Genomic DNA, 23,720 nt, shown 5'->3' on the forward strand with positions numbered 1-23,720 from the left:
TTCGACGAGGAGATGCAGCTGATGGGCGACGTGTCCTACTACAACCTGCACAGGCCGTACCTGGTGTCCGGGTAGAACTCGGTGTGGGTCAGCGCATCAAAACGAGCCGGCCCGCAAATCTCCCACCCCGACCACGATCTTGTCGACGGCGGGTTTGGCTAGTCGTCGCTGTCGCGGTCGGCGTCGGATGTATCCCTTGTGGGCTGTGCGGCGGGTTCGTCACCGGATTCCCCGGTGGGGTTGCGGGGTTTGTCGTTGCCGGAGGAGACCTCGGGTTGGCCGTAGGCGAAGTCGGCCTCAGGCTGCTCGTTGCCGGAGGCGACCTCGTGTTGGTCGTCGTCGGCGGCCGTGTCGTCGGCCTCGTCGACATCCTCGAAGTCGTGGCTGCCGTGGACGCTATCGTCGTCCGAACCATCGTGCCGCGGGTCGGCCTGCCGCCGAGGCGAAGAGGTCGCCTCGCCAGGTCCGATCTCGTCGCCACTGGGCTCGTCGGTCACTGCCGCTTTAATGGTCTCGACGGGTGCGGGGTCCGAGCCAACCATATCGGCTGACAACGCTTCCAGGACTTCGTGGATCGCCCCGGGAACCTTGGACACCGTCGTCGCGATCTCGCCGGGCGACGGCATCAGTCGTGCCGGCCGGTACTGGCTCGGGTCGGACGGGATCGGGTTGCCGCCGTAGTAGGCGGATTCCACGACCAGCTTCAAGATCGGTTCGGAGACATCGGCGATCACCCCGCCGAACGGGACGACGTCGCGGATCAACCGCGCCAACGGAAGTTCCTCGACGGTGTAGGTGACGTAGGTGGTGTTGCCCCGTCTGGTCACATAGGCGACCACCCGATCGCCCTCGGGGACCTCGCAGCGTGCGTCGTCGCAGGGCAGGGCGGCGGCTCCGTTGGCGAGGACCGCGCAGGTGTTCGCGCCGCCGCAGGTCACCGTCGGATTGCCGTCGACGTCAACCGGCAGATCGATCTGGTCCTGGTCCCGGTACACGTACAGGTAGGCGACCAGCGCATTGACATGGGCGACGATGTTGAGCAGGTCGGCAGGGGCATTGGAGTTGTAGTTGTACTGGTAGGCGATGTCGACGACGTTTTTGGCAGCGGTGTCCGTCGGCGACGGGAACGGGTTCACCCCGATCAGCGCGAACAGCGGATATCGAGTGCCGAACCCGCCGTCGGGTCGCGAGACGTTGTTGTCGAGGATGAAAAGCGTCTTGGGTAGCGCCGGGTCGCTGTTCCTGTCCATTCGGCTCAGGACCAGGCTGCTGTTCGCGGCCCCCCAGCCGGATGACAGCACCGCGTTGTCCTCACCCGAATGTGCCTGCAGCGCGGCGTCGATGCCGGTGGTCCACGCCCAGAAGTTGACGCCCACCAGGTCAGGGCCCGGTTGACCGGTCGGGTTGTAGGGCGCCTGATTGAACTTGCCGCCGAAGAAGTTCTCGTTGCCCGAGCCGTCGGGATGGGTGGAGCTGCCGACGACGATCAGCGCCGTCAGGTCGACCAGCGAGCCGGTTATCGCCGCAGGCTGCGTCGCTGCGACGCCGCCCACGGTTGCCGCCAGGCCCAGAGCCGCCGCGCCCACGGCCGATCTGCGTGCCCGCTTATGGCGATGACGAGCTTTGCCCATGCCGACGATCTCCCCCTGGTAGGTGGGATTGCACAGTATCCGGCAGGGCCCATTTTGGCGAGTCTCAGGCGATGGGTGGGATGCGGATTCGCCGTTGGATGCAATGACGGGAGACCGGTTCAGCGATCTGCAGCGCCGTCGGCTAACATTTGCTGTGCTCGACGCCGTGGGCCGGATCGGCGGCCCACGGCGGCATGGCGCTGCGGCAGGAGATTTGGTTGCTGGTCTCCGTGTCTGCGCATCCCGCCCCGGATGTCAGGAGCGGTTGTGATGCTGGTCGGTCAGAGCCTCACCGAGTGGGTCGACCGGTTCGGCCACGGTCAGCTCGCCGGTCAGCTCGTGGACCTTCACGGTGTCGACATCGACGTGGTGGACGGCCACCAGGCCGACCAGCGTCGAAGATATCTCGCTGAATCCCTGCTCGCCGTCCGTCGTGGTCGCCGCTCTGTACTCGGCCGGCGAGGACACCTTCAGGAACTGCGGCGTGGTCGCCAGGTCGTATCGGAACGCCCGGATCATCGCCACGCACGCCGCGACCATCACCAGCGAGAACGGCGCCGCCGTCGCGATCGACGCGGTCTGCAGCGCGGTGAGCGAGCCGGCTCCGCCGACCACCAGCAGCACCGCGGCGGCCAGGCCCTCGAGCAGACACCAGTACACCCGGCTGGCCTTGGGCGGATCCAGCTCGCCACCCGCGGAGAGGATGTCGACCACCAGCGACCCGGAGTCAGACGACGTGACGAAGAAGAACACGATCACAAAGATGGCGATGACGCTTGTGATCACCCCGATCGGCAGCCCCCCGAGCAACCGGAACAGCGAGGTGCTCGCGTCCACGGCGCCCTCGACCAGCATGTCGCCCTGATCGCGCTGACGCAGGATGGCCGAGTCGCCGAAGATGGTGAACCACAGCGTGCCGATGACCGTCGGCGCCAAGAGCACACCGCCGACGAACTGCCTGATCGTGCGGCCACGGGAGATTCGCGCGATGAACATCCCGACGAACGGCGCCCAGCTGACCCACCAGCCCCAGTAGAAGATCGTCCAGCTGCCGAGCCACGCACCGTCGGTGAATGGGCCGGTGCGCAGCATCAACTGCGGCATGAAGGTGACGTAGTTGCCGAGGTTCTGAACCCAGGCCTGCAGAAGGAACAACGTCGGCCCGAGCAGCAGCACGAATGCGGTCAGGCCGGCGGCCAGCGCCATGTTGATGTTCGACAGCCACTTGATGCCGCGGTCGACCCCGAGGACCACCGACGCGGTGGCGATCATCGTGATCACCGTGATCATCCCGATGATCCACCAGTTGTTGACGGTGATCCAGCCCAGAAACTGCAACCCCGCCGCGATCTGGGTGATCCCGAACCCGAGAGAGGTGGCCACGCCGAAGAGCGTTCCGACGATCGCCACCACGTCGACGGTGTGCCCGATCCAGCCTTCGACACGTTGGCGGCCGATCAGCGGTTCGAGCAGCCAGCGCACCGACAACGGCCGACCGCGGCGATACGTCATGTACGCCATGCCCAAACCGACGACGACGTAGATCGCCCAGGCGTGCAGCCCCCAGTGGAAGAAGGTGATGGACAGGGCCTCGTTCGCGGCGTCGTCGGTGGAGCCCTCGATGCCCAGGCCCGGGGGCGGGTTGACGTAGTGGGTGAGGGGTTCGGCCACGCCGTAGAACACCAGGCCGATGCCCATCCCGGCGCTGAACAGCATCGCCAGCCAGGCCCAGAAGCCGAACTCGGGCTTCTCCAGGTCCCGGCCGAGCCGGATGGACCCGATGCGGGAGAACCCGCAGTACAGCGCGAAGACCACGAAACCGGTGATGACCAGCACGTACCACCAGCCGATGCCGCTGGTGATCACGCTGTTGAGGTTGCTGAAGGCATTCTTCGCGGTGGAGGAGAAGACCACCGAGAAGATGATCAGGGCGAAGATGACCAGCGAGGCAGGTATGAACACCGGCGCCTTCATGGCGCGCCATGCCGCTTTCAGCGGGCCCGGCCGGTCTTCGACACCGGGCTCTTTGTGGGTCGCCACGGTGGCCTCCCTGTCATGGCATCGCATCGCGCGTGCCAGTGGTCATTGGTCAAGTTCCGTGCAGGGTCGTATCGGCCGACCTTACTCGCTCTGTCGCTGGTCAGCGACGCGTACGACGATGACGGGATCGAATGCGCGTCAGCTGCTCATCGTGTCTTCGTCGCCAGCAACTGGAGTGCTGCGGCACGGCGATCTTCGATGATGCGACCGAAATCCTCTAGCAGCAAGGGGTTCTCATCCACGAGTCGCTCGATGTATGCACGGTTGACGTGGACGACGGTGAGTTCATCGACGGCCCGGGCACATCCCGTCACCGGCTGTCGGGTCAAGGTGTTCTGTCCGACGAACGACCCTTCCGTCACCATGCCTACCGGCAGATCGGCGCCGGTGCCGTCGGTCACGGTGAGCTGGACCTGGCCCGACACGATGAACGTCATTCGCTCGGGCACCTCGCCGGCGCGCAGGACGAGTTCACCGGCGCCGTACCGCTCCAGCCGGCAGTGCTCCATCAGCGCCGCCTGGCCGTCGGGGGTGAGCTGAAGTGTCGGTGCGATGACCTGTTGCACCGCATCGGCCAGTTCCTCGGGGAGCGGGAGGATGTCCTCCGCTTCGTCGAGGTGCAGGCCGTCGCGCCGCGAGGCGTACCAGATCCACCGCAGGAAGGTGGATCTGGCCACCGAGTAGTCGGCCGCGGTGCGGAGTCTGATGCTGGTCCGGTACTCCAGGCCGCCCAGCGGAATCGCATACGGTGTGGAATTCGGATCGCGTTGCGGCAGATCGGCGGCGACCCTGGACAACATCTCACAGACCTGATCTGGCCGGTCGTCGATGGTGAAGACGCTGGTCATTCTGAGCCTGTGCTTGCCCTGTGGGCGGCTCAGATTGGTGAACGAGGACTCTGCCAGGACGGAGTTGGGGGTGATCTGCAGTCCGTCGGCCGTCTCCAGGTGAACGGAGCGCCAGTTGACCTCGACGACCGCACCGCGCGCGGTCGGGGTCTCCAGCCAGTCGCCGATCTCGAACGGCTGCTCGAACAGCACCAGGAGGCCGGATATCACCTGCCCGACCGAATTCTGCAGCATCAGGCCGATGACGATCGACGTCACGCCCAGCGCGGTGAACAGGCCCTGGATGTCCGCGCCCCAGATGTTGGAGAAGACGAACGCCAGGCCGATGGCGATCAGTACCAATCGTGCGACGTCGACGAAGATCGCGGGGACGCGTCTGCGCCACGTGCCCTGGGGTGCGTTCTGGAACAGGGTGGCGTTGACTCCGGAGAGCAGCAGCACCAACACCACGAAGGCCAGCAGGGTTCCGATGAGCTTCGTCGGTGTGGCCTCTGCCGGGATCTCGCCGACCTGCACCATCAGCAACGCGATCGCGCCGATCGGCAGCACCCAGTTCCGCAGCAGCGTCACCGGACGGGCCAGGGAGCTTCCTTTGCGGCGGAGCGCCTGCTGCCATTCGGTGAGGATGATCAACCCCACCGGCAGACCGATCGCGATGCCGACCGCCCAGTAGAACCACGGCGATGCGAAGACGCTCATCGGCCGCGTCCCGCAAGTTGCCAAACGGGTTGTTCTTCGCCGTCGACCGTGATCGAACCAGCCGCGGTGAAAGCCCCGGTGTCGTTGAGGCTCTTGCGGACCCGATCGGTGACGAAGATGCCGGGCTGTCCGGACTGCGGGGTTTCGCCCTTCACCTGATGGGCGATGTTGACCGCAGATCCCCAGAGGTCGTAGACGACTGTGGAGCGGCCGACCAGCCCGCTGCTGACCGGTCCGGCGTCGATGCCGGCCCGCACGCTCAGGGAGTTGCCGGTTTCTCTGCTGAACCGGTCGACGATGCGCTCGCACTCGAGGGCGAAGTCGACGGTGCGGCGGGCATTGTCCAGCCGTGGGACGGTGAGGCCACAGCTGGCCAGGTAGCCGTTGCGCACGGTGTGCACCCGCTCCATACCGAAATCTTCGGCGGCGGCATCGATCTGGCGAACCAGCTCATTGATCAGGGACAGGGACTCCTCGGCCGGCAGCTCGGCCTGCAGGCGGTCGAGTCCGATGATGTCGGCGAAGATCACGGATACGTTCTGGCGCTGCTGGGTGATGGTCTGCTCACCCTGCTGGAACCTCTCGGCGACGTTCTCGGGCATCAGCGAGTTCAAGAGCTTCTCGTAGGCGCTGCGTTGCGCGTCGAGCAGTTGCTCTTTGATGGTCAGGCTGCGGCTCATCTCGTTGAAGGCCTCCGTCAGGTCGCCGACCTCGTCGCGGGTGTCGACCGGAATGACGACGTCGTAGTCGCCGGCACTGATGCGGCGTGCCCCGGCCTCCAGCCGCCGGATCGGCCGGACGAAGAACGGCGCGAGGAAGATCGACAACAAGCACGCGACCACCACGATGCCCGTCGTCGACACGACCATCGTCCTGGTGAACGACGCCTCACCTTCGAAGGCCTCCGCGGTGTCGATCTCGGCCACCAGCGACCAGTGCAGCCCCGCACCCTTCACCGATACCGGCGTGTAGGCCTGCAGTGCTTCCTGGCCGAGGTAGTCGGTGGTGATCATCGTCCCCGACTGCCCCTTCTGGGCAGCCCGGTTCGCCTCCTCGCCGGCGGGCTGCACGAGGGTTGTGCCGCCCAGACGGACGGCGGCCTCGGCCACGTCGGGTGGGGTGCCCGCCTCGGTCACAGCCGCCACGTATCGCTGCGGATCCTCCACGAACAGGCGGGAATCCGAGCGCATCAGCCCGTCAGGACCCACGAGAATGGTTTCGCCGGTCTCGCCCAGCCCCGCCTGTGCCCACTGCTCGTCGAAGGTCATCAGCCGATTGATCTTCGAGATCGGGAACTGCAGGGCGAGCACTCCGACCGTTCGCCCCCCGGGCGCGACGGGGGAGACCATCCAGGCGGTGGGACGGTTCCCGGCCGGTTGGTAGAGCTCGAAGTCGGTGAACGTGACGTTGTCGGCGGAGTTCGACGACAGGGCCTTCTCGTAGGCGCCGCGCAGATTGGACCCGCGGAACGGGCCGGTCAGGATGTTGGTGCCGAGGTCGACGTTCTTGTCGGCGCAGTACACGACGTTGCCGCGGGTGTCCAACAGCAGCGCGTCCTCGAACTCGAACCGGTTGACGATCTCGGCGAAGAACCCCTGATAGCGCACGTTGGCCGCCGACCATGCGCTGCCGTCGCCGGCGTCGGCCATGATGAGTGCGGAGTCCCCGTCCTTGTGCCGGCTGGTGTAGTTCGCCTGCAGGTACCGCTGGGCGTTCGACGTCGGCAGCAGGGCGTCGGCGTCCACCGGCATCCCGGAATTCTGCTCGGTCGCCGCGGAGAACCGTTCGTAGTAGTCGACGATCGACCGCGACTGGGCCGGGTCGATCGCCGAGTCGGCAAGCTCGTCGAACCCCGCGGTGAACTCGTCGACCGCACCGGCGAGGTTCGCGCCGTGGGTGTAGATGATCAGGGAGTTCTTCAGGTCGGTGAGCTGGCGTTCCAGTGCCTGGGACTGCGACTCGCGAATCTCGGTGAGCCGGTCGAACACTGACGACCGGATGGAAGTGCGGCCGGCCTGGAAGGCGACGACTCCGACGACCACTGCCGCCACGATGGTGTACAGCACCAGAACCACGATCAGCTTGGACTGGATGCTGACCAGCCCGCCCGGGCCGCGCCGTCGAAAACGGCTGAGGCGACTAGGCTTTTCCGGTTGCGGTGCGGGCGCTGGCTCCGATGGGTCCGGTTCGGACACGTCGGTCATCGGCACCCCTCCGCCGTCAGCGCTGCAGGGCAGGCAGCGCCGCCGCATGATAACACTGGCTGTGACGATTGGGGTTTGTGTGCCAGATGACCACTCCGCGCGATTTCGGGTCTCGGGACGTCGCCGTTGCGCCCCCGGCAGGGATCGAACCTGCGACCAACCGCTTAGAAGGCGGTTGCTCTATCCGCTGAGCTACGGGGGCAGTGCCGAGCAGTGTATCCCGCAGGCCGGACGTGACCGGTTCGTGAACGGCGACCAAAGCTGCTCCGCCGGCAGGGGTGACGACTAGCGTAGTCGCCATGAGTAACGTGCCGGAACTGGACGCGGCCGGGCTGCCGGAGGAACTCAACGCACTCGACCAGATCCTGCATCGTGGCGAAGCCAATCCTCGCACCCGCTCGGGCATCATGACGATCGAGATTCTCGACACCACCCCGGACTGGGACCGGTTCCGCACCTGCTTCGACCACGCCTCCCGCAAGGTGCTGCGGCTGCGCCAGAAGGTGGTCACCCCGACGCTGCCCACGGCGGCCCCGCGCTGGGTCGTCGACCCGGACTTCAACCTGGACTTCCATCTGCGCCGCGTTCGCGTGCCGGAGCCGGGCACCTTCCGCCAGGTGATGGACATCGCCGAGGTGGCGGCGCAGTCACCGCTCGACATCTCCCGCCCGCTGTGGACGGCAACCCTCATCGAGGGTATGGAGAACGGGCGGGCGGCGCTGATGGTGCATCTCAGCCACGCCGTGACCGACGGTGTCGGCAGCGTGGAGATGTTCGCCAACCTCTACGACCTCGAGCGCAACCCACCGGCGCAGCAGGCCCCGCCGCTGCCGATCCCGTCGGACCTGTCGCCCAACGACTTGATGCGCCGCGGGTTCAACCGTCTGCCCGGCACCGTGGTAGGTGGGGTGCGTGACGCGCTGTTCGGCGCCGCCCAGGCGGTCGGGCATGTGGTGCGCGACCCGGTGTCGAGGTTGGGCAGTGTCGTCGAATATGCGATGTCGGGCGCGCGGGTGATGGGCCCGGTGGCCGAACCGTCACCGCTGTTGCGTCGGCGCAGCCTGTCGTCGCGCAGCGAGGCGATCGACATCGAGTTCGGCGACCTGCACCGTGCGGCCAAGGCGGCGGGCGGCTCGATCAACGACGCCTACCTGGCCGGCGTGTGTGGGGCACTGCGGCTCTACCACCGGGCCAAGGGGGTGCCCATCGATGCACTGCCGATGGCGGTGCCGGTCAACCTGCGCTCGGAGGCGGATCCGGCCGGTGGCAACCGATTCGTCGGGGTGAACCTCGCCGCGCCCATCGGCCTGGCCGACCCGGAAGTCCGGATCAAGGACATCCGCTCCCAGATGACCCGCAAGCGTGACGAGCGTGCGCTGGACATGGTCGGTGCGATCGCGCCGATGGTCGGCCTGCTGCCCGACACCATGCTCGAGATCATCGCCGGTTCCATCGTCAATTCCGACGTGCAGGCCTCCAACGTGCCGGTGTATGCCGGCGATACGTTCATCGCCGGTGCAAAAGTGTTGCGGCAGTACGGAATCGGGCCTCTCCCTGGGGTGGCGATGATGGTTGTTCTGATCTCGCGCTCGGGGTTCTGCACGATCACCGCCCGCTACGACCGGGCCTCGATCACCGACCCGGACCTGTTCGCGCAGTGCCTGGCGGCCGGGTTCGACGAGGTTTTGGCCCTGGGCGGGGACGGCCGCGTGCAGCCCGCGACGTTCGTCGCGCAGTCCCAGTCGCTCCCACTGAACGGAAGTGTCTCGCGATGACGCCGTCGAATGGTCAGATGCGGCTGCCCGGCTCGGTCGCCGAGGTAGAGGCCAGCCCGCCGGGTGCCGAGGTCGGCGCGTTCTTCGATCTGGACGGCACGCTGGTCGCCGGGTTCACCGGCGTGGTGATGACGCAGGACCGGCTGCGGCGTGGGCAGATGTCGGTGGGCGAGTTCATCGGCATGGTGCAGGCCGGCTTGAACCATCAGCTGGGGCGCTCTGAGTTCGAGGACCTGATCGGCAAGGGCGCGCGGATGTTGCGGGGCAACTCCCTCGCCGACATCGACGAGCTGGCCGAGCGGCTGTTCGTGCAGAAGATCGTCGGCCGGATCTATCCGGAGATGCGCGAGATCGTGCGCGCGCACATGGCGCGCGGCCACACCGTGGTCCTGAGCTCGTCAGCGCTGACGGTGCAGGTCGATCCGGTTGCCCGATTCCTGGGAATCGAGAACGTGCTCAGCAACAAGTTCGAGACGGACGAGGACGGGCTGATCACCGGCGAGGTCCAGCGACCGATCATCTGGGGGCCGGGCAAGGCCAGGGCGGTGCAGGAGTTCGCCGCCGCCAATGCGGTTGACCTGGCGAAGAGCTACTTCTATGCCGACGGCGACGAGGACGTCGCGCTGATGTATCTCGTCGGCAATCCACGCCCGACCAACCCGGCGGGCAAGATGGCGACGGTGGCCGCCAAGCGGGGCTGGCCGGTGCTGCGGTTCAGCAGCCGCAGCGGCTCCAATCCGGTGTCTCAGCTGCGCACCGTGGCCGGGGTGGCATCGATGGTGCCGATTGCTGCCGGAGCCCTGGGCATCGGTCTGGTCACCCGCAACAAGCGCACCGGCGTCAATTTCTTCACGTCGATGTACGGCAGGACCCTGCTCAACACCATCGGCATCAACCTGAACGTGCTCGGCCGCGAGAATCTGACTGTGCAGCGCCCGGCGGTGTTCATCTTCAACCACCGCAACCAGGCCGACCCGTTGATCGCCGGCCGCCTGGTCAGCGACAACTTCACGTCGGTGGGCAAGAAGGAACTCGAGAGCGACCCCATCGTCGGCACGATGGGCAAGATCATGGACGCCGCCTTCATCGACCGCGACGACCCGGCCAAGGCGGTCGAGGGCCTGAAGAAGGTCGAGGAACTCGCCCGCAAGGGTCTGTCGATCCTGATCGCGCCCGAGGGCACCAGGCTGGACACCACCGAGGTCGGCCCGTTCAAGAAGGGCCCGTTCCGGATGGCGATGTCGGTGGGCATCCCGATCGTGCCGATCGTGATCCGCAACGCGGAGGTGATCGCCGCCCGCGACTCCAGCACCTTCAACCCCGGAACCGTCGATGTGGTTGTCTATCCGCCGATTCCGGTCGACGACTGGACGCACGACAACCTGCCCGAGCGGATCGCCGAGGTGCGCCGGCTCTATCTGGACACGTTGGCGGACTGGCCGCACGACGAGCTGCCCGTCCCGGATCTGTACCGTCGCGCCGTCAAGAGGGCACCGGCGAAGAAGGCCGCCAAGAAGGCGCCCGCCAAGAAGGCCGCGGCCAAGACCCCGCCGGTCAAGCGGACCGGCTCGAAGGGGCGGCCGTGAAGGTCCGCGCCGACGACATCACCGCCTACACCGCAGTCGGCGATGCCCTGGTGCTGGCCTCGGTGTCCTCCGAGGCGGAGGAGGAGTTGCTCACGGGCTGGTTGCAGCATCAGCGCCGGGAACACCCCGACTCGGCCATCGAGGTGCTCAAGCTGCCGGCCGACGACGACCCCCCGCCGGGCACACTGGCCCGACTGGTCGAGTTGCTGGACGCCGACGAGGACCGGTCCGTGGTGCCGGTGCGGGTGTTCTGGGTGCCGGGCGGTCTGCCGACCCGGTCCAAGGTGGCCGCGCTGGTCTCGGGCCGAGATGCCTACTGCCCGCCCAAGCTGCTGCAGCGCCGCATCCTCAAGCGTGACCCGTCGCGGGCCCGTGTGGTGGCCGGCGAGCCCGCGAAGGTCTCCGAGCTGCACCAGCAGTGGAGCGAGCACACCGTCGCCGAGAACCCCAGGGAATTCGCGCGATTCGTCATCCGGCGGGCCATCCTGGCGATCGAGCGGGTCGAGTTGCGGTTGCTCGGCCCCGAGTACAAGTCGCCGCGGCTGATCAAGCCGGAGGTGCTGGCCTCCGCCAGGTTCCGCGAAGGACTGGAGAAGATCCCCGGCGCCACCGTCGAGAAGGCGGGCGAGATGCTCGACGAACTCGGCACCGGATGGAGTCGGTTCTCCGTCGACCTGATCCCGGCGCTGGGCCGGGCGATCTTCAGCCGCGGTTTCGATCCCAACATCGACTACGACCGCGCCGAGGTCGAGGCGATGCGGCACGGACTGGAGGCACATCCGGCGGTGCTGCTGTTCTCGCACCGGTCCTACCTGGACGGCGTCATCGTGCCGGTCGCCATGCAGGAGAACCGGCTTCCGCCGGTGCACACGTTCGCGGGCATCAACCTGTCGTTCGGTGCGATGGGGCCCCTGATGCGCCGCTCCGGCGTCATCTTCATCCGGCGCAAGCTCGACGACCCGCTGTACAAGTTCGTCCTTCGCCAGTTCGTCGGATACATCGTCGAGAAGCGCTTCAATCTGAGCTGGTCGATCGAGGGTACCCGGTCGCGCACCGGAAAAATGTTGCCGCCCAAGCTCGGTCTGCTGGCCTATGTCGCCGACGCCTACCTGGACGGGCGTAGCGACGACATCCTGCTGCAGCCGGTGTCGATCAGTTTCGACCAGCTACACGAGACCGCCGAGTACGCGGCCTACGCGCGTGGCGGTGAGAAGACGCCCGAGGGGTTGTCGTGGCTGTACAACTACATCAAGGCGCAGGGCGAACGCAACTACGGGAAGATCTACGTGCGCTTCCCCGAGGCCGTCTCGATGCGTCAGTACCTGGGGGACCCGCACGGCCCGATGGCCACCGATCCCGACGCGAAACGTCTTGCGCTGCAGAAGATGGCCTTCGAGGTGGCCTGGCGCATCCTGCAGATCACCCCGGTCAACGCGACCGCGCTGGTGTCGGCGCTGCTGCTGAGCACCCGGGGGATCGCGCTGACCCTCGACCAACTGCACCACACGCTGCAGGACACGCTTGACTACCTGGAGCGCAAGCAGACCCCGATGACCAACAGCGCGCTGCGGTTGCGCGCCCCCGACGGCGTGCGTGCCGCGGTGGACGCGCTGTCCAACGGGCACCCGGTGACCCGCATCGACGGCGGCCGTGAACCGGTTTGGTACATCGCGCCGCAGGACGAGCTGGAGGCGGCGTTCTACCGCAACACGATGATCGACGCGTTCCTGGAGACCTCGCTGGTGGAGCTGGCTCTGGCCCATGCCGCCAACGCGGACGGGGACCGCCTCGACGTGTTCTGGGCGCAGGTGATGCGGTTGCGTGACCTGTTGAAGTTCGAGTTCTACTTCGCCGACTCGGCTGCCTTCCGCGAGCACGTCGCCGAGGAGATGTCCTGGCTTCCCCGCACGCGAGGAGGACGGGAGGATTCAGACTGGGAGCAAGACGTCGAGGCCGGTGGCGAACGGATCGACAGGGTGCTGCGCGAAAAGCGGCCGGCGATCGCCGGTCCGCTGCTGCGGCCGTTCTTCGAGGCGTACTGGATCGTCGCCGACGTCCTGATCGATGCGCCCGCCGACATCTCCGAAAAGGACCTGACCGCAAGGGCGTTGGCCGTGGGGCAGCAGTACGTCGCCCAGACCGTGGTGCGCAGCACCGAGTCGGTGTCGGCCCTGTTGTTCGCCACGGCCCGTCAGGTCGCAGCCGACCAGCATCTGCTCGAGGCGGCCGCCGACCTGACCGAACGGCGCATGGCGTTCCGCGACGAACTGCGCACGATCCTGACGGACATGGTCAAGGTGGAAGGTTTCGCCAGGGAGCACTTCATCGCCCGCGAGCGTGCCCACCGTGGGCTGCGGAATCCGGCCGTCTGACCGCTGCACCTGGGTCAGGCCATAGGCTTCTGACATGTCATCCGCCGGCCCCGCGGCGGCCACGCCGGCCCGCAGGGCGCCGGTGTGGCCGTTGCTCTACGGCATCGGTCTGCTCGCCGGCGCCACCGCCGCCGGCCTGGCCTCGCTGTCGTTGGCGGATGCGCTGACCGCCACCGGCCTACCGGATCCGGGACCGGTCACCACCCACGGTCTGCCCTTCGTGCGCGCGGCGGGAGAGATCGCCGCCGTCATCGCTGTCGGGTCGTTCATGTTCGCCGCATTCCTGGTACCGCCCCAGCGCAATCGGGTGCTCGACGCGGGCGGATACCGCGCCCTGCGGGTCGGGACCTTCGCGTCGGGCGTCTGGGCAGTGTGCGCGCTGCTGATGGTGGCGCTCACCGTCTCCGATGTCAGTGGCCAACCCCTGTCCACCCGGCTGCGGCCGTCGGACATCTGGTCGGTGGCCAGCCTGGTCGAGGTGGCGGGGGCGTGGCGCTGGACCGCGTTGTTCGCGGCCGTCGTCGCACTGGTCAGTATTCCGGTGCTGCGCTGGTCGTGGACCCCGATGCTGTTCGCCGGGTCGCTGGTGACGCTGCTGCCGTTGGCTCTGACCGGCCATTCGTCGGCGGGCGGGGCGCACGACATCGCGACGAACAGCCTGCTGGTGCACCTCGTCGCGGGCGCGCTGTGGGCGGGCGGGTTGCTGGCCCTGCTGGTGCACGCGCTGCGCGGCGGCGAGTACGCCGATCTGGCGGCGCGCCGGTTCTCGGCGGTTGCGCTGTGGTGTTTCGTCGCGATGGCGTACAGCGGGGTGCTCAACGCGCTGGTCCGGGTCGCCCCCGGCGATCTCGTCGGCAGCGACTACGGCCGGCTGGTGCTGGCCAAGGCCGCCGCGCTGGGCGTGTTGGGGGTGCTCGGCTGGCGGCAGCGCCGCGGTGGAGTGGCCGTTCTGCGTGCCGACCCGGGCGCGCGCGGCGCATTGATCCGGCTTGCGCTGGTCGAGGCGATCGTGTTCGGGCTGACGTTCGGGGTGGCCGTCGCACTGGGCCGCACGCCCCCTCCGCCGCCACGCCAGGCCAACCCGTCCATCCCGATGGTGGAGATCGGCTACGACCTGGCCGGCCCACCCACGCCGGCGCGGGTGCTGTTCGACTGGCGCTTCGACGTGCTGTTCGGCACCGCTGCGATCGTGTGCGCGATCGTGTACCTGGCCGGGGTGCGCCGGTTGCGGCGGCGCGGGGACGCCTGGCCGGCGGGGCGGGTGGCGGCCTGGCTGCTGGGCTGCCTGGCACTGCTGCTGGCGACGTCGTCGGGGATCGGCCGGTACATGCCCGCGATGTTCAGCATGCACATGGCGGCCCACATGTTGTTGTCGATGCTGGTGCCGATCCTGCTGGTGCTCGGCGCGCCGGTCACCCTGGCGTTACGGGCGTTGCCGGCCGCGGGGCGCGACCAGCCGCCGGGGCCACGGGAATGGCTGCTCGCCGCGCTGCACTCGCGGGTGTCTCGGATCCTGACCAATCCGTTCGTCGCGACGGCGCTGTTCGTCGTGGGGTTCTACGGCCTGTACTTCGGCGGGATCTTCGACGCGGTGGTGGGCAGTCACGCCGGGCACCTGGCCATGAACCTGCACTTTCTGCTCAGCGGTTACCTCTTCTACTGGGTGGTGATCGGGGTGGATCCGACACCGCGGCCGTTGCCGCCGATCGGCAAGCTCGGCATGGTGTTCGCCTCGCTGCCGCTGCACGCCTTCTTCGGGGTGGTGCTGATGGGCACCACGACGGTGCTGGGTGGTGCCTTCTACCGCTCGCTGCACCTGGACTGGCACACCGATCTACTCGGTGACCAGCGCCTCGGTGGTGGCATCGCGTGGGCGGCAGGAGAGGTGCCGCTGGTGGTGGTCCTGATCGCGCTGTTCGTGCAATGGCGCCGCAGCGACGAACGCACCGCCAGGCGCCTCGACCGTGCTGCGGACCGGGACGACGACGCCGATCTGGCCGCCTACAACGCGATGTTGGCCGAGCTGGCCCGGCGGGACCGGGCCGGGGACTGACCGGGGTGGCGGTCGAGGTCAGGGCCGACCCGCACCGCGCACCGCACCGGCCGCGATCGCGGCCGGCCAACCGCCGTGCGCGCTGATGTCCACGCCGGTCGCCGCGGCGGCATCGCAGCCGAACCCGGTGCGCCAACTTCCGTCGGCGATCTCGACCTTGCCCAACTGCATCGGCGGCGGCAACGCGGCCAGGAACCGGCCCAGCGCCGCGGCCGACATCAGCCAGCTCTGCCCGTAGAGCGCCGTGCCGGGCGCGTTGTCGGGAACACGGTTGATCGCCGGCTTGGGCGGGTCCGTCGGCAGCACCGTCATCCGGTAGCGGGCCGTCGTCGTGACTTCGCCGGCCCATCGTGCGCCGAGCTCGGTCAGCTGGTACGCCAGCGCACCGCCGCGCAGATGCGCACCGAACACGACCAGTTCGACGGCGTCGGCGGCGCTCACCGGCCACACCCGGTCGATCGCCGGTGCGCCGGACAGCGTCGCCGCGATGTCGAGGGCGACGGCATCGTCGAATGCGCGGGCCAGCACCGACACCGGCGAGGACCCGACATCGACCGTGACGGCGCATCCGTGGGCGGGCGCGCGACACCCGGGGAAGACGACGACATCCACGCCGTCGGGTAGCGGCGCGGTGCCGGCATCGGCGCGGGGCAACGCGACGACCAGAGCGCCCGCCGCCGCCAGAGTCGAGGTCACCGCCGACGGCACCGACGGGTCGGCGGCGACGACGGGCTGAGCCGGGGCCGCCAGGCGCAGGTCCGCCGGCCAGGCCGCCGGTCGGTGTGCCGCAAGTATCGCCAGCACCCGGTTGCCCAGATCCAGATCGGTGGCGGCGACGGTGACCGGGGCGCCCAGCACGGCCGCGGTGGGCGTCACGCCGGCCGCGGCCGACGCCCCCGCGGCCGTTCCGGTCATCACCCACGCATCGGCGTCGTCGCCACTCAACCGGGCCCCTGCGGCGCGCAACGCGTCGGCCCCGGGTGCACCGGCCTGCACCGCGACCCGGACCCCGGCGAGCGGACCGGGGTGATCCGGCTCAGCCGCGCCGTCGGCGTCAGGGGTGCGGCCGATCCCAGCGGTCATGCGGATCAACCTAGGCCCACGCCATCCCCAATGCGCGATTCATCCACAACGGGGCCGGATCGGCAGGTCGCATCGACCGTCGCTGTCGGTGGCCGGGCGGTCAATGGCGGTGTGAACGACGGGCGCATGCCGTGCCCGTCCCCGGCAGATCGAGAGGAAGAAAGACCATGTTCGAGACACCCATCACCGTCGTGGGCACCATCATCACCAACCCCGACCGCCGCTGGGTCGGTGACCAGGAGCTGATCAAGTTCCGGGTGGCCAGCAACTCGCGCAGGCGCACCCCCGACGGCTGGGAGCCCGGGAATTCGCTGTATGCGACGGTGAACTGCTGGGGCCGGCTGATCACCGGTGTGGGCGCCGGGCTCGGGAAGGGTGACGCGGTGATCGTCGTGGGCTACCTCTACACCAGCGAGTACGAGGACCGCGACGGCAACCGGCGGTCGTCGCTGGAGATACGGGCCACCTCGGTCGGGCCGGACCTGGCCAGGTGCATCGTGCGAATCGAGAGCCGCAGGCATCCCGAACCGGCGCCGGCCGCCGTGGCGTCGGGGTCCCCGGCCGGCGACGAGATCGACGACGAAGGGGGCGAGGACGAGGGCGACGACACCGCGCCCGAGGTGGGTGAACTGCCGCTCACCGGCTAGCTGCGGTCGGCGGCCCGGCGGCCGCGCCTAGGATGGGGCCCGACTCAATCGCACAGGTCCGAGATGATCCCGCCGAACGGGCCGGGATCGAGAAAGGCAACAGCGGAGGCATGGCCGAATTCATCTACACGATGCGGAAGGTCCGCAAGGCGCACGGCGACAAGGTGATCCTTGACGACGTCACGCTGAACTTCCTTCCGGGCGCGAAGATCGGCGTCGTCGGTCCCAACGGGGCCGGTAAGTCGAGCGTCTTGCGGATCATGGCCGGACTGGACCAGCCCAACAACGGCGACGCGTTCCTCCAGCCCGGTGCGACCGTGGGGATCCTGCAGCAAGAGCCCCCGCTCGACGAGACCAAGACGGTGCGCGAGAACGTCGAAGACGGGGTGGCGATCAAGGCCAAGCTCAACCGCTACAACGAGGTCGCCGAGTTGATGGCGACCGACTACTCCGACGAACTGATGGAGGAGATGGGCAAGCTCCAGGAGGAGCTCGACGCCGCCGACGCCTGGGACATCGACTCGCAGCTGGAACAGGCGATGGACGCGTTGCGCTGCCCGCCGCCGGACGAGCCCGTCACCCATCTCTCCGGTGGTGAGCGGCGCCGCGTGGCGCTGTGCAAACTGCTGCTGTCCAAACCCGACCTGCTGCTGCTCGACGAGCCGACCAACCACCTCGACGCCGAGAGTGTGTTGTGGCTCGAGCAGCACCTGGCCGCGTACAGGGGCGCCATCCTGGCGGTCACTCACGACCGCTACTTCCTCGACAACGTCGCCGAGTGGATTCTGGAGCTCGACCGCGGCCGCGCCTACCCGTATGAGGGCAACTACTCGACCTATCTGGAGAAGAAGGCCGAGCGCATCGCGGTGCAGGGCCGCAAGGACGCCAAGCTGCAGAAGCGGCTCAGGGACGAGCTGGAGTGGGTGCGCTCGGGTGCCAAGGCCCGGCAGGCCAAGAGCAGGGCCCGTCTGCAGCGCTACGAGGAGATGGCCGCCGAGGCGGAGAAGACCCGCAAGCTCGACTTCGAGGAGATCCAGATCCCGACCGGGCCCCGGCTGGGCAGCGTGGTCGTCGAGGTCGACCACCTGGACAAGGGCTTCGAGGGCAGGCCACTGATCAAGGATCTGTCGTTCACCCTGCCGCGCAACGGCATCGTCGGGGTGATCGGCCCCAACGGCGTCGGAAAGACCACGCTGTTCAAGACGATCGTGGGACTCGAGCAGCCGGACAGTGGCACGGTCAAGGTCGGGGAGACCGTCAAGCTCAGCTACGTCGACCAGAGCCGGGCGGGGATCGACCCTAAGAAGACCGTGTGGGAGGTGGTCTCCGACGGGCTGGACTACATCGAGGTCGGGCAGAACGAGATCCCATCGCGGGCGTACGTTTCGGCGTTCGGTTTCAAGGGTCCGGATCAGCAGAAGCCGGCCGGTGTGCTGTCCGGCGGTGAGCGCAACAGGCTCAACCTGGCGCTGACCCTCAAGGAGGGCGGCAACCTGATCCTGCTCGACGAACCGACCAACGACCTCGACGTCGAGACGCTCGGATCGCTGGAGAACGCGCTCGAGAAGTTTCCCGGGTGCGCGGTGGTGATCAGCCACGACCGGTGGTTCCTGGACCGTACCTGTACCCACATCCTGGCCTGGGAGGGTGACAGCGACAACGAGGCCAAGTGGTTCTGGTTCGAGGGCAACTTCGCAGCGTATGAGGAGAACAAGGTGGAGCGGCTGGGAGCCGAGGCGGCCCGTCCGCACCGGGTGACCCACCGCAAGCTCACGCGGGACTAGTCTCGTCGTGCGGACCACGTAACCGCCACCGCAGGGCGCCCGGTTACAGCCAACGACGGCCGGTGCGCACGGGTGAGTCAGGAGCGGCGTATGTCGTTGAATCAAGGTGCGATCGGCGGGCGAAAGGACAGCGGAGCGACCCCAGAGGTCGTCGACCAGCTCGTGCCCGCCTTCCTCGAAACCTTCCGGGGACCCCACGGCGGAGCCCCCGGCGCAGAAGCGGCGGTGACCGGTCCGGTGAGCCGCCCGGGCTCGGACGTGCTGACCGACGACGTGGCGCTGGTCGAGGCGCAGTACCGGTTGGGGAGCCAGCGGTCACCGGGCACCACCCAGGTGGCGGTCTACGGCGCCGACGATCCCGCAGGCTTCGGGCCGGCCCTGCAGATCGTGACCGACAACGCGACATTGCTGATGGATTCGGTCACCGTGCTGCTACACCGGCTCGGCGTGGCCTACACCGCCATCATGAACCCGGTGTTCCGGGTGCGGCGCGGGCCTGGTGGTGAGCTGCTCGACATCGCCCCGGCCGCCGAAGCCGGCTTCACCGACGGCGTCGACGAAACCTGGGTGCACGTGCAGTTGTCCACGTCGGCGGACCGGCGTGCCATCGCAAAAGCCGAGGAACTGCTGCCGCGGGTGCTCGCCGACGCGCGCCAGGTGGCGATAGATTCGGCCGCCATGGCCGCCACGTTGCGCACCCTGGCCGCCGAACTCGACAGCGACACCGGGCGGCTCTTCCCCAGCCCCGACCGCAAGGACGTCGCGGCACTGCTGCGCTGGCTGGCCGACGGGCACTACGTGCTGCTGGGTTATCAGCGCTGCACGGTGCGCGCCGGCGACGCGACGATCGACGCGTCCAGCCGGCTCGGTGTGCTGCGCCTGCGTGAGGACGTGCTGCCGCAGCTGACCAACAAGGACGAGATCCTGGCGCTCGCGCAGGCGACCGTCCCGAGTTTCCTGCGCTACGGCGCCTACCCGCAGATCGTGGTGGTCCGGGAACACACCGGCGAGAGCGACGCGGCGGTCGAGCACCGCTTCCTCGGACTGTTCACCGTCGCGGCGATGAACGCCAACGTGCTCGACATCCCGTTGATCTCCCGCCGCGTCAACGACGCGCTGGCGATGGCGCATCGCGACCCCAGCAACCCCGGGCAGCTGCTGCTCGACATCATCCAGACCATTCCGCGTTCGGAGTTGTTCGCGCTCAGCGCCAGGACGCTGCTGGACATGGCGATGGCGGTCGTCGACCTCGGCGCGCGCCGACGCACGCTGCTGTTCATGCGGGCCGACCCGCTGGCCCATTTCGTGTCGTGCCTGGTGTATCTGCCGCGCGATCGGTACACCACCGCGGTACGGCTGCAGATGCAGGACATCCTGGTCCGTGAGCTCGGCGGCGCGAGCATCGACTACGCTGCGCGCGTCAGTGAATCCCCCTGGGCGGTAGTGCACTTCACCGTCCAGCTGCCCGAGGGGGCACGTGCCGGCCAGCTCGACGTATCGGAGCTCAACCAGTCGCGTATCCAGGATCTGCTCACCGAGGCCGCCCGGACCTGGGGTGACCGGTTGCTCGGCGCGGTTCAGACGGGATCGATCGATCAGGTCACCGCCGAGCACTACGCGGCCGCGTTTCCCGAGGAGTACAAACAGGCGATCACGCCGCTGCACGCGCTGACCGACATCGCGATCATCGAGCAGCTCGACGACGACTCGGTCAAGCTGGTGCTCTCCGACAGCGACGAGGCGGGGGTGTCCCACCTCGTCTGGTATCTCGGTGGACAATCGGCCTCGCTGAGCCAGCTCCTTCCGATGCTGCAGTCCATGGGTGTCGTGGTGCTCGAGGAGCGACCGTTCACGGTGACCCGGCCCGACGGGCTGCCGGTGTGGATCTACCAGTTCAAGGTGTCGCCGCACCGCGGCATCCCCGAGGCGCCCGCCGGACCGGAGCGCGACGCCAGCGCCCAGCGCTTCGCCGACGCCGTCACAGCGATCTGGCACGGCCACTCCGAGATCGACCGCTTCAACGAACTGGTGTTGCGCGCCGACCTGACGTGGCAGCAGGTGGCCGTGTTGCGCGCCTACGCCAGGTACCTCAAGCAGGCGGGTTTCCCCTACAGCCAGACCCACATCGCGTCGGTGCTGAACACCCATGCCGGTACCGCCCGGTCGCTGGTCGACCTGTTCGAGGCGCTGTTCTGCCCGGCCGATCACGTCGATGCGACGTCTCACCGCAGGGACGCCCACGCGGCCGCCGCGGCGGTGTCGGCCGACATCGACGCCCTGGTCAGCCTCGACACCGACCGGGTGCTGCGCGCGATCGCCTCGATGATCGAGGCGACCCTGCGCACCAACTACTTCGTCACGCAGGCCGATTCGGCGCGTGCGCGCAACGTCTTCTCTTTCAAGCTCAACCCCGAGCTGATCAACGAGCTGCCGCTGCCGCGACCCAAGTTCGAGATCTTCGTGTACTCCCCGCGGCTGGAGGGTGTGCACCTTCGGTTCGGCTTCGTGGCCCGCGGTGGCCTGCGATGGTCGGACCGGCTGGAGGACTTCCGAACCGAGATCCTCGGCCTGGTCAAGGCCCAGGCGGTCAAGAACGCGGTGATCGTACCGGTCGGCGCCAAGGGCGGATTCGTGGTCAAGCAGCCGCCCGCGCCGACCGGGGACGCCGCGGCCGACCGCGATGCGACCCGTGAGGAGGGGGTCGCCTGCTACCGACTGTTCATCGCCGGCCTGCTCGACGTCACCGACAACGTCGACAAGGCCTCCAGCGCGGTGCTGGCACCGCGCGATGTGGTGCGTCGGGACGGCGATGACGCCTACCTGGTGGTCGCCGCCGACAAGGGCACGGCGACGTTCTCCGACATCGCCAACGATGTCGCCGACTCCTACGGCTTCTGGCTCGGCGACGCCTTCGCCTCCGGCGGGTCGGTCGGCTACGACCACAAGGCGATGGGTATCACCGCCAAGGGCGCCTGGGAGTCGGTGAAGCGCCACTTCCGCGAGATGGGTGTGGACACCCAGTCCGAGGACTTCACCGTCGTCGGGATCGGCGACATGAGCGGCGACGTGTTCGGCAACGGGATGCTGCTCTCCCGGCATATCCGGCTGCTGGCGGCCTTCGACCACCGGCACATCTTCATCGACCCCGACCCCGACACCGCCGCCTCGTGGCGGGAACGCCAGCGGCTGTTCGACCTGCCGCGGTCCAGCTGGGAGGACTACGACGCCACGCTGATCAGCCGGGGTGGCGGCGTCTACAGCCGCGAGCAGAAGTCCATCCCGATCAGCCCCGAGGCGCGCGCCGCGCTCGGCATCGACGATGCGGTGTCCGAGCTGACGCCACCGGCGTTGATGAAGTCGATCCTCAAGGCGCCCGCCGACCTGCTGTTCAACGGTGGCATCGGCACCTATGTCAAGGCCGAGAGCGAGGCCGACGCCGACGTCGGGGACCGCGCCAACGATGCGATCCGGGTCAACGGAAATCAGGTGCGGGCGAAGGTGATCGGCGAGGGCGGCAACCTCGGTGTGACCTCACTGGGGCGCGTCGAGTTCGATCTGATCGGCGGCCGGGTCAACACCGACGCGCTGGACAACTCCGCCGGCGTGGACTGCTCGGACCACGAGGTCAACATCAAGATCCTGATCGATTCGCTGGTCACCGCGGGTAAGGTCGGCGCCGACGACCGCACCGACCTGCTGCTGTCGATGACCGACGAGGTCGGTCGGCTGGTGTTGGCCGACAACGAGAGCCAGAACGACCTGATGGGCACCAGCCGGGCCAATGCGGCCAGCGTGCTGTGGGTGCACGCCAGAATGATCACGGATCTGGTCAGGGACCGTGGCTTGAACCGGGAGTTGGAGGCGCTGCCGTCGGAGAAGGAGATTCTGCGCCGGGCCGAAGCCGGTATCGGTCTCACCTCGCCGGAGCTGGCGACCCTGATGGCCCACGTGAAACTGGCCCTCAAAGACGACCTGCTGCGCGGCGACCTGCCCGACCAGGAGGTGTTCGCGGCCCGGCTGCCGTCCTACTTCCCGGCCGTGCTGCGCGAGCAGTTCGGGCCCGACGTCAGATCGCACCAGCTTCGCCGGGAGATCGTGACCACCATGCTGGTCAACGACGTCGTCGACACGGCGGGGATCTCCTACGCCTACCGGGTCACCGAGGACGTCGGTGTCACCGCTGTCGACGCGGTGCGCAGCTATGCCGCCGCCGACGCGATCTTCGGTCTCGGACAGACGTGGCGCGGCATCCGGGCCGCCGGAGTTGCCGGGGTGTCGGTCGCCGTCACCGACCGGATGACGCTGGATCTGCGCCGGCTCATCGACCGCGCGGCACGCTGGCTGCTCAACTACCGACCGCAGCCGTTGGCCGTGGGTGCCGAGATCAATCGCTTCGCCGACAAGGTCGCGGCCCTCACCCCGCGGATGCCCGAATGGCTGCGCGGCGACGACAAGGCGATCGTCGCCGTCGAGGCGGGGGAGTTCGGCAGCCAGGGGGTGCCCGATGACCTGGCGTACCTGGTGGCAACCGGGCTCTACCAGTTCAGCCTGCTCGACGTGATCGACATCGCCGACATCGTGGACCGCGATCCGGCCGAGGTCGCCGACACCTATTTCGCGCTGATGGACGACCTGGGTACCGACGGTCTGCTCACCGCGGTGTCCCGGCTGTCTCGAGACGATCGGTGGCATTCGTTGGCGCGGCTGGCGATTCGCGACGACATCTATGGTTCGCTACGGGCCTTGTGTTTCGACGTGCTGGCGGTTGGCGAGCCCGACGAGACCGCCGAGGAGAAGATCGCCGAATGGGAGATGACCAACAGCTCCCGGGTCGGCCGCGCCCGGCGCACACTCGGCGAGCTCTACGAAAGCGGTGAGCACGACATCGCGACGCTGTCGGTGGCGGCTCGCCAGATCCGGAGCATGACCAGGACGAGTGGAACGGGATCAACCGGGTGACGGATCAGCACGGGTTCACCGCGCCGGTGCATGTGCGGT

General features: G+C 68.1%; 12 protein-coding genes and 1 tRNA gene. 7 read left to right on the forward strand and 6 right to left on the reverse strand.

The genetic code is table 11. The features are described from left to right. Positions 1–158: 158 nt before the first annotated feature. From JDV09_RS04395 to JDV09_RS04415, 5 genes are all read right to left on the reverse strand, one after another. Positions 159–1,586 (reverse strand): PE-PPE domain-containing protein, encoded by a 1,428-nt coding sequence (locus tag JDV09_RS04395; protein ID WP_308124003.1) that lies wholly within the window; start codon positions 1,584–1,586, stop codon positions 159–161. A gap of 300 nt (positions 1,587–1,886) precedes the next feature. Continuing rightward, positions 1,887–3,605, reverse strand: coding sequence for a BCCT family transporter (locus JDV09_RS04400; RefSeq protein WP_221368212.1), 1,719 nt, complete (start codon positions 3,603–3,605; stop codon positions 1,887–1,889). A gap of 212 nt (positions 3,606–3,817) precedes the next feature. Further along, a complete protein-coding gene (locus JDV09_RS04405; RefSeq protein WP_221367905.1) occupies positions 3,818–5,218 on the reverse strand; it encodes a mechanosensitive ion channel domain-containing protein in 1,401 nt (466 codons plus the stop codon). Beyond that, positions 5,215–7,422 carry an adenylate/guanylate cyclase domain-containing protein gene (locus JDV09_RS04410; RefSeq protein ID WP_221367906.1) on the reverse strand — a complete coding sequence of 736 codons (2,208 nt, stop codon included), beginning with the start codon at positions 7,420–7,422 and terminating at the stop codon, positions 5,215–5,217. Before JDV09_RS04410 ends, JDV09_RS04405 begins: the two co-directional genes overlap by 4 nt. Positions 7,423–7,551: 129 nt before the next feature. Next, positions 7,552–7,624 (reverse strand) — tRNA-Arg (locus JDV09_RS04415). A gap of 97 nt (positions 7,625–7,721) precedes the next feature. Here JDV09_RS04415 and JDV09_RS04420 point away from each other — a divergent pair. From JDV09_RS04420 to JDV09_RS04435, 4 genes are read left to right on the forward strand one after another with little or no spacing between them, the layout of a single operon-like run. Then, complete coding sequence (locus tag JDV09_RS04420) at positions 7,722–9,197, forward strand: wax ester/triacylglycerol synthase family O-acyltransferase (protein WP_221367907.1); 1,476 nt, start codon at positions 7,722–7,724, stop codon at positions 9,195–9,197. Next, positions 9,194–10,783, forward strand: coding sequence for an HAD-IB family hydrolase/lysophospholipid acyltransferase family protein (locus tag JDV09_RS04425; RefSeq protein ID WP_221367908.1), 1,590 nt, complete (start codon positions 9,194–9,196; stop codon positions 10,781–10,783). The genes JDV09_RS04420 and JDV09_RS04425 overlap by 4 nt, the downstream gene beginning before the upstream one ends. After that, positions 10,780–13,155, forward strand: a complete 2,376-nt coding sequence (locus JDV09_RS04430; RefSeq protein ID WP_221367909.1) for a glycerol-3-phosphate 1-O-acyltransferase — start codon at positions 10,780–10,782, stop codon at positions 13,153–13,155. The genes JDV09_RS04425 and JDV09_RS04430 overlap by 4 nt, the downstream gene beginning before the upstream one ends. Before the next feature lie 34 nt (positions 13,156–13,189). Further along, on the forward strand, positions 13,190–15,208 hold the full coding sequence (locus JDV09_RS04435) for a bifunctional copper resistance protein CopD/cytochrome c oxidase assembly protein (RefSeq protein WP_221367910.1): 2,019 nt from the start codon (positions 13,190–13,192) through the stop codon (positions 15,206–15,208). An 18-nt stretch (positions 15,209–15,226) separates the two neighbouring features. Here the strand turns inward: JDV09_RS04435 and JDV09_RS27390 are convergent, their stop codons facing one another. Then, entirely contained in the window at positions 15,227–16,291 is a 1,065-nt protein-coding gene (locus JDV09_RS27390; protein ID WP_221367911.1) for an allophanate hydrolase-related protein, read from the reverse strand. A 167-nt stretch (positions 16,292–16,458) separates the two neighbouring features. Between JDV09_RS27390 and JDV09_RS04445 the strand changes: the two genes are divergently transcribed. The 3 genes from JDV09_RS04445 (at position 16,459) to JDV09_RS04455 (ending at position 23,681) form a co-directional block, all read left to right on the forward strand. Beyond that, positions 16,459–16,938 carry a single-stranded DNA-binding protein gene (locus JDV09_RS04445; RefSeq protein ID WP_221367912.1) on the forward strand — a complete coding sequence of 160 codons (480 nt, stop codon included), beginning with the start codon at positions 16,459–16,461 and terminating at the stop codon, positions 16,936–16,938. A 110-nt stretch (positions 16,939–17,048) separates the two neighbouring features. Then, a complete protein-coding gene (gene ettA, locus JDV09_RS04450; protein WP_221367913.1) occupies positions 17,049–18,722 on the forward strand; it encodes an energy-dependent translational throttle protein EttA in 1,674 nt (557 codons plus the stop codon). Between the two features lie 90 nt (positions 18,723–18,812). Next, complete coding sequence (locus tag JDV09_RS04455) at positions 18,813–23,681, forward strand: NAD-glutamate dehydrogenase (protein ID WP_221367914.1); 4,869 nt, start codon at positions 18,813–18,815, stop codon at positions 23,679–23,681. Positions 23,682–23,720: the final 39 nt, after the last annotated feature.

The organism is Mycolicibacterium xanthum, assembly GCF_019710635.1.
Lineage (GTDB): Bacteria > Actinomycetota > Actinomycetes > Mycobacteriales > Mycobacteriaceae > Mycobacterium > Mycobacterium xanthum.

Excerpts from the sequence above, each read along its gene's own strand:
- JDV09_RS04400 (WP_221368212.1), bottom strand. The coding sequence starts at position 3,605 with ATGAAGGCGCCGGTGTTCATACCTGCCTCGCTGGTCATCTTCGCCCTG.
- JDV09_RS04405 (WP_221367905.1), bottom strand. The coding sequence starts at position 5,218 with ATGAGCGTCTTCGCATCGCCGTGGTTCTACTGGGCGGTCGGCATCGCG.
- JDV09_RS04410 (WP_221367906.1), bottom strand. The coding sequence starts at position 7,422 with ATGACCGACGTGTCCGAACCGGACCCATCGGAGCCAGCGCCCGCACCG.
- JDV09_RS04420 (WP_221367907.1), top strand. The coding sequence starts at position 7,722 with ATGAGTAACGTGCCGGAACTGGACGCGGCCGGGCTGCCGGAGGAACTC.
- JDV09_RS04425 (WP_221367908.1), top strand. The coding sequence starts at position 9,194 with ATGACGCCGTCGAATGGTCAGATGCGGCTGCCCGGCTCGGTCGCCGAG.
- JDV09_RS04435 (WP_221367910.1), top strand. The coding sequence starts at position 13,190 with ATGTCATCCGCCGGCCCCGCGGCGGCCACGCCGGCCCGCAGGGCGCCG.
- JDV09_RS27390 (WP_221367911.1), bottom strand. The coding sequence starts at position 16,291 with ATGACCGCTGGGATCGGCCGCACCCCTGACGCCGACGGCGCGGCTGAG.
- JDV09_RS04445 (WP_221367912.1), top strand. The coding sequence starts at position 16,459 with ATGTTCGAGACACCCATCACCGTCGTGGGCACCATCATCACCAACCCC.
- ettA (WP_221367913.1), top strand. The coding sequence starts at position 17,049 with ATGGCCGAATTCATCTACACGATGCGGAAGGTCCGCAAGGCGCACGGC.
- JDV09_RS04455 (WP_221367914.1), top strand. The coding sequence starts at position 18,813 with ATGTCGTTGAATCAAGGTGCGATCGGCGGGCGAAAGGACAGCGGAGCG.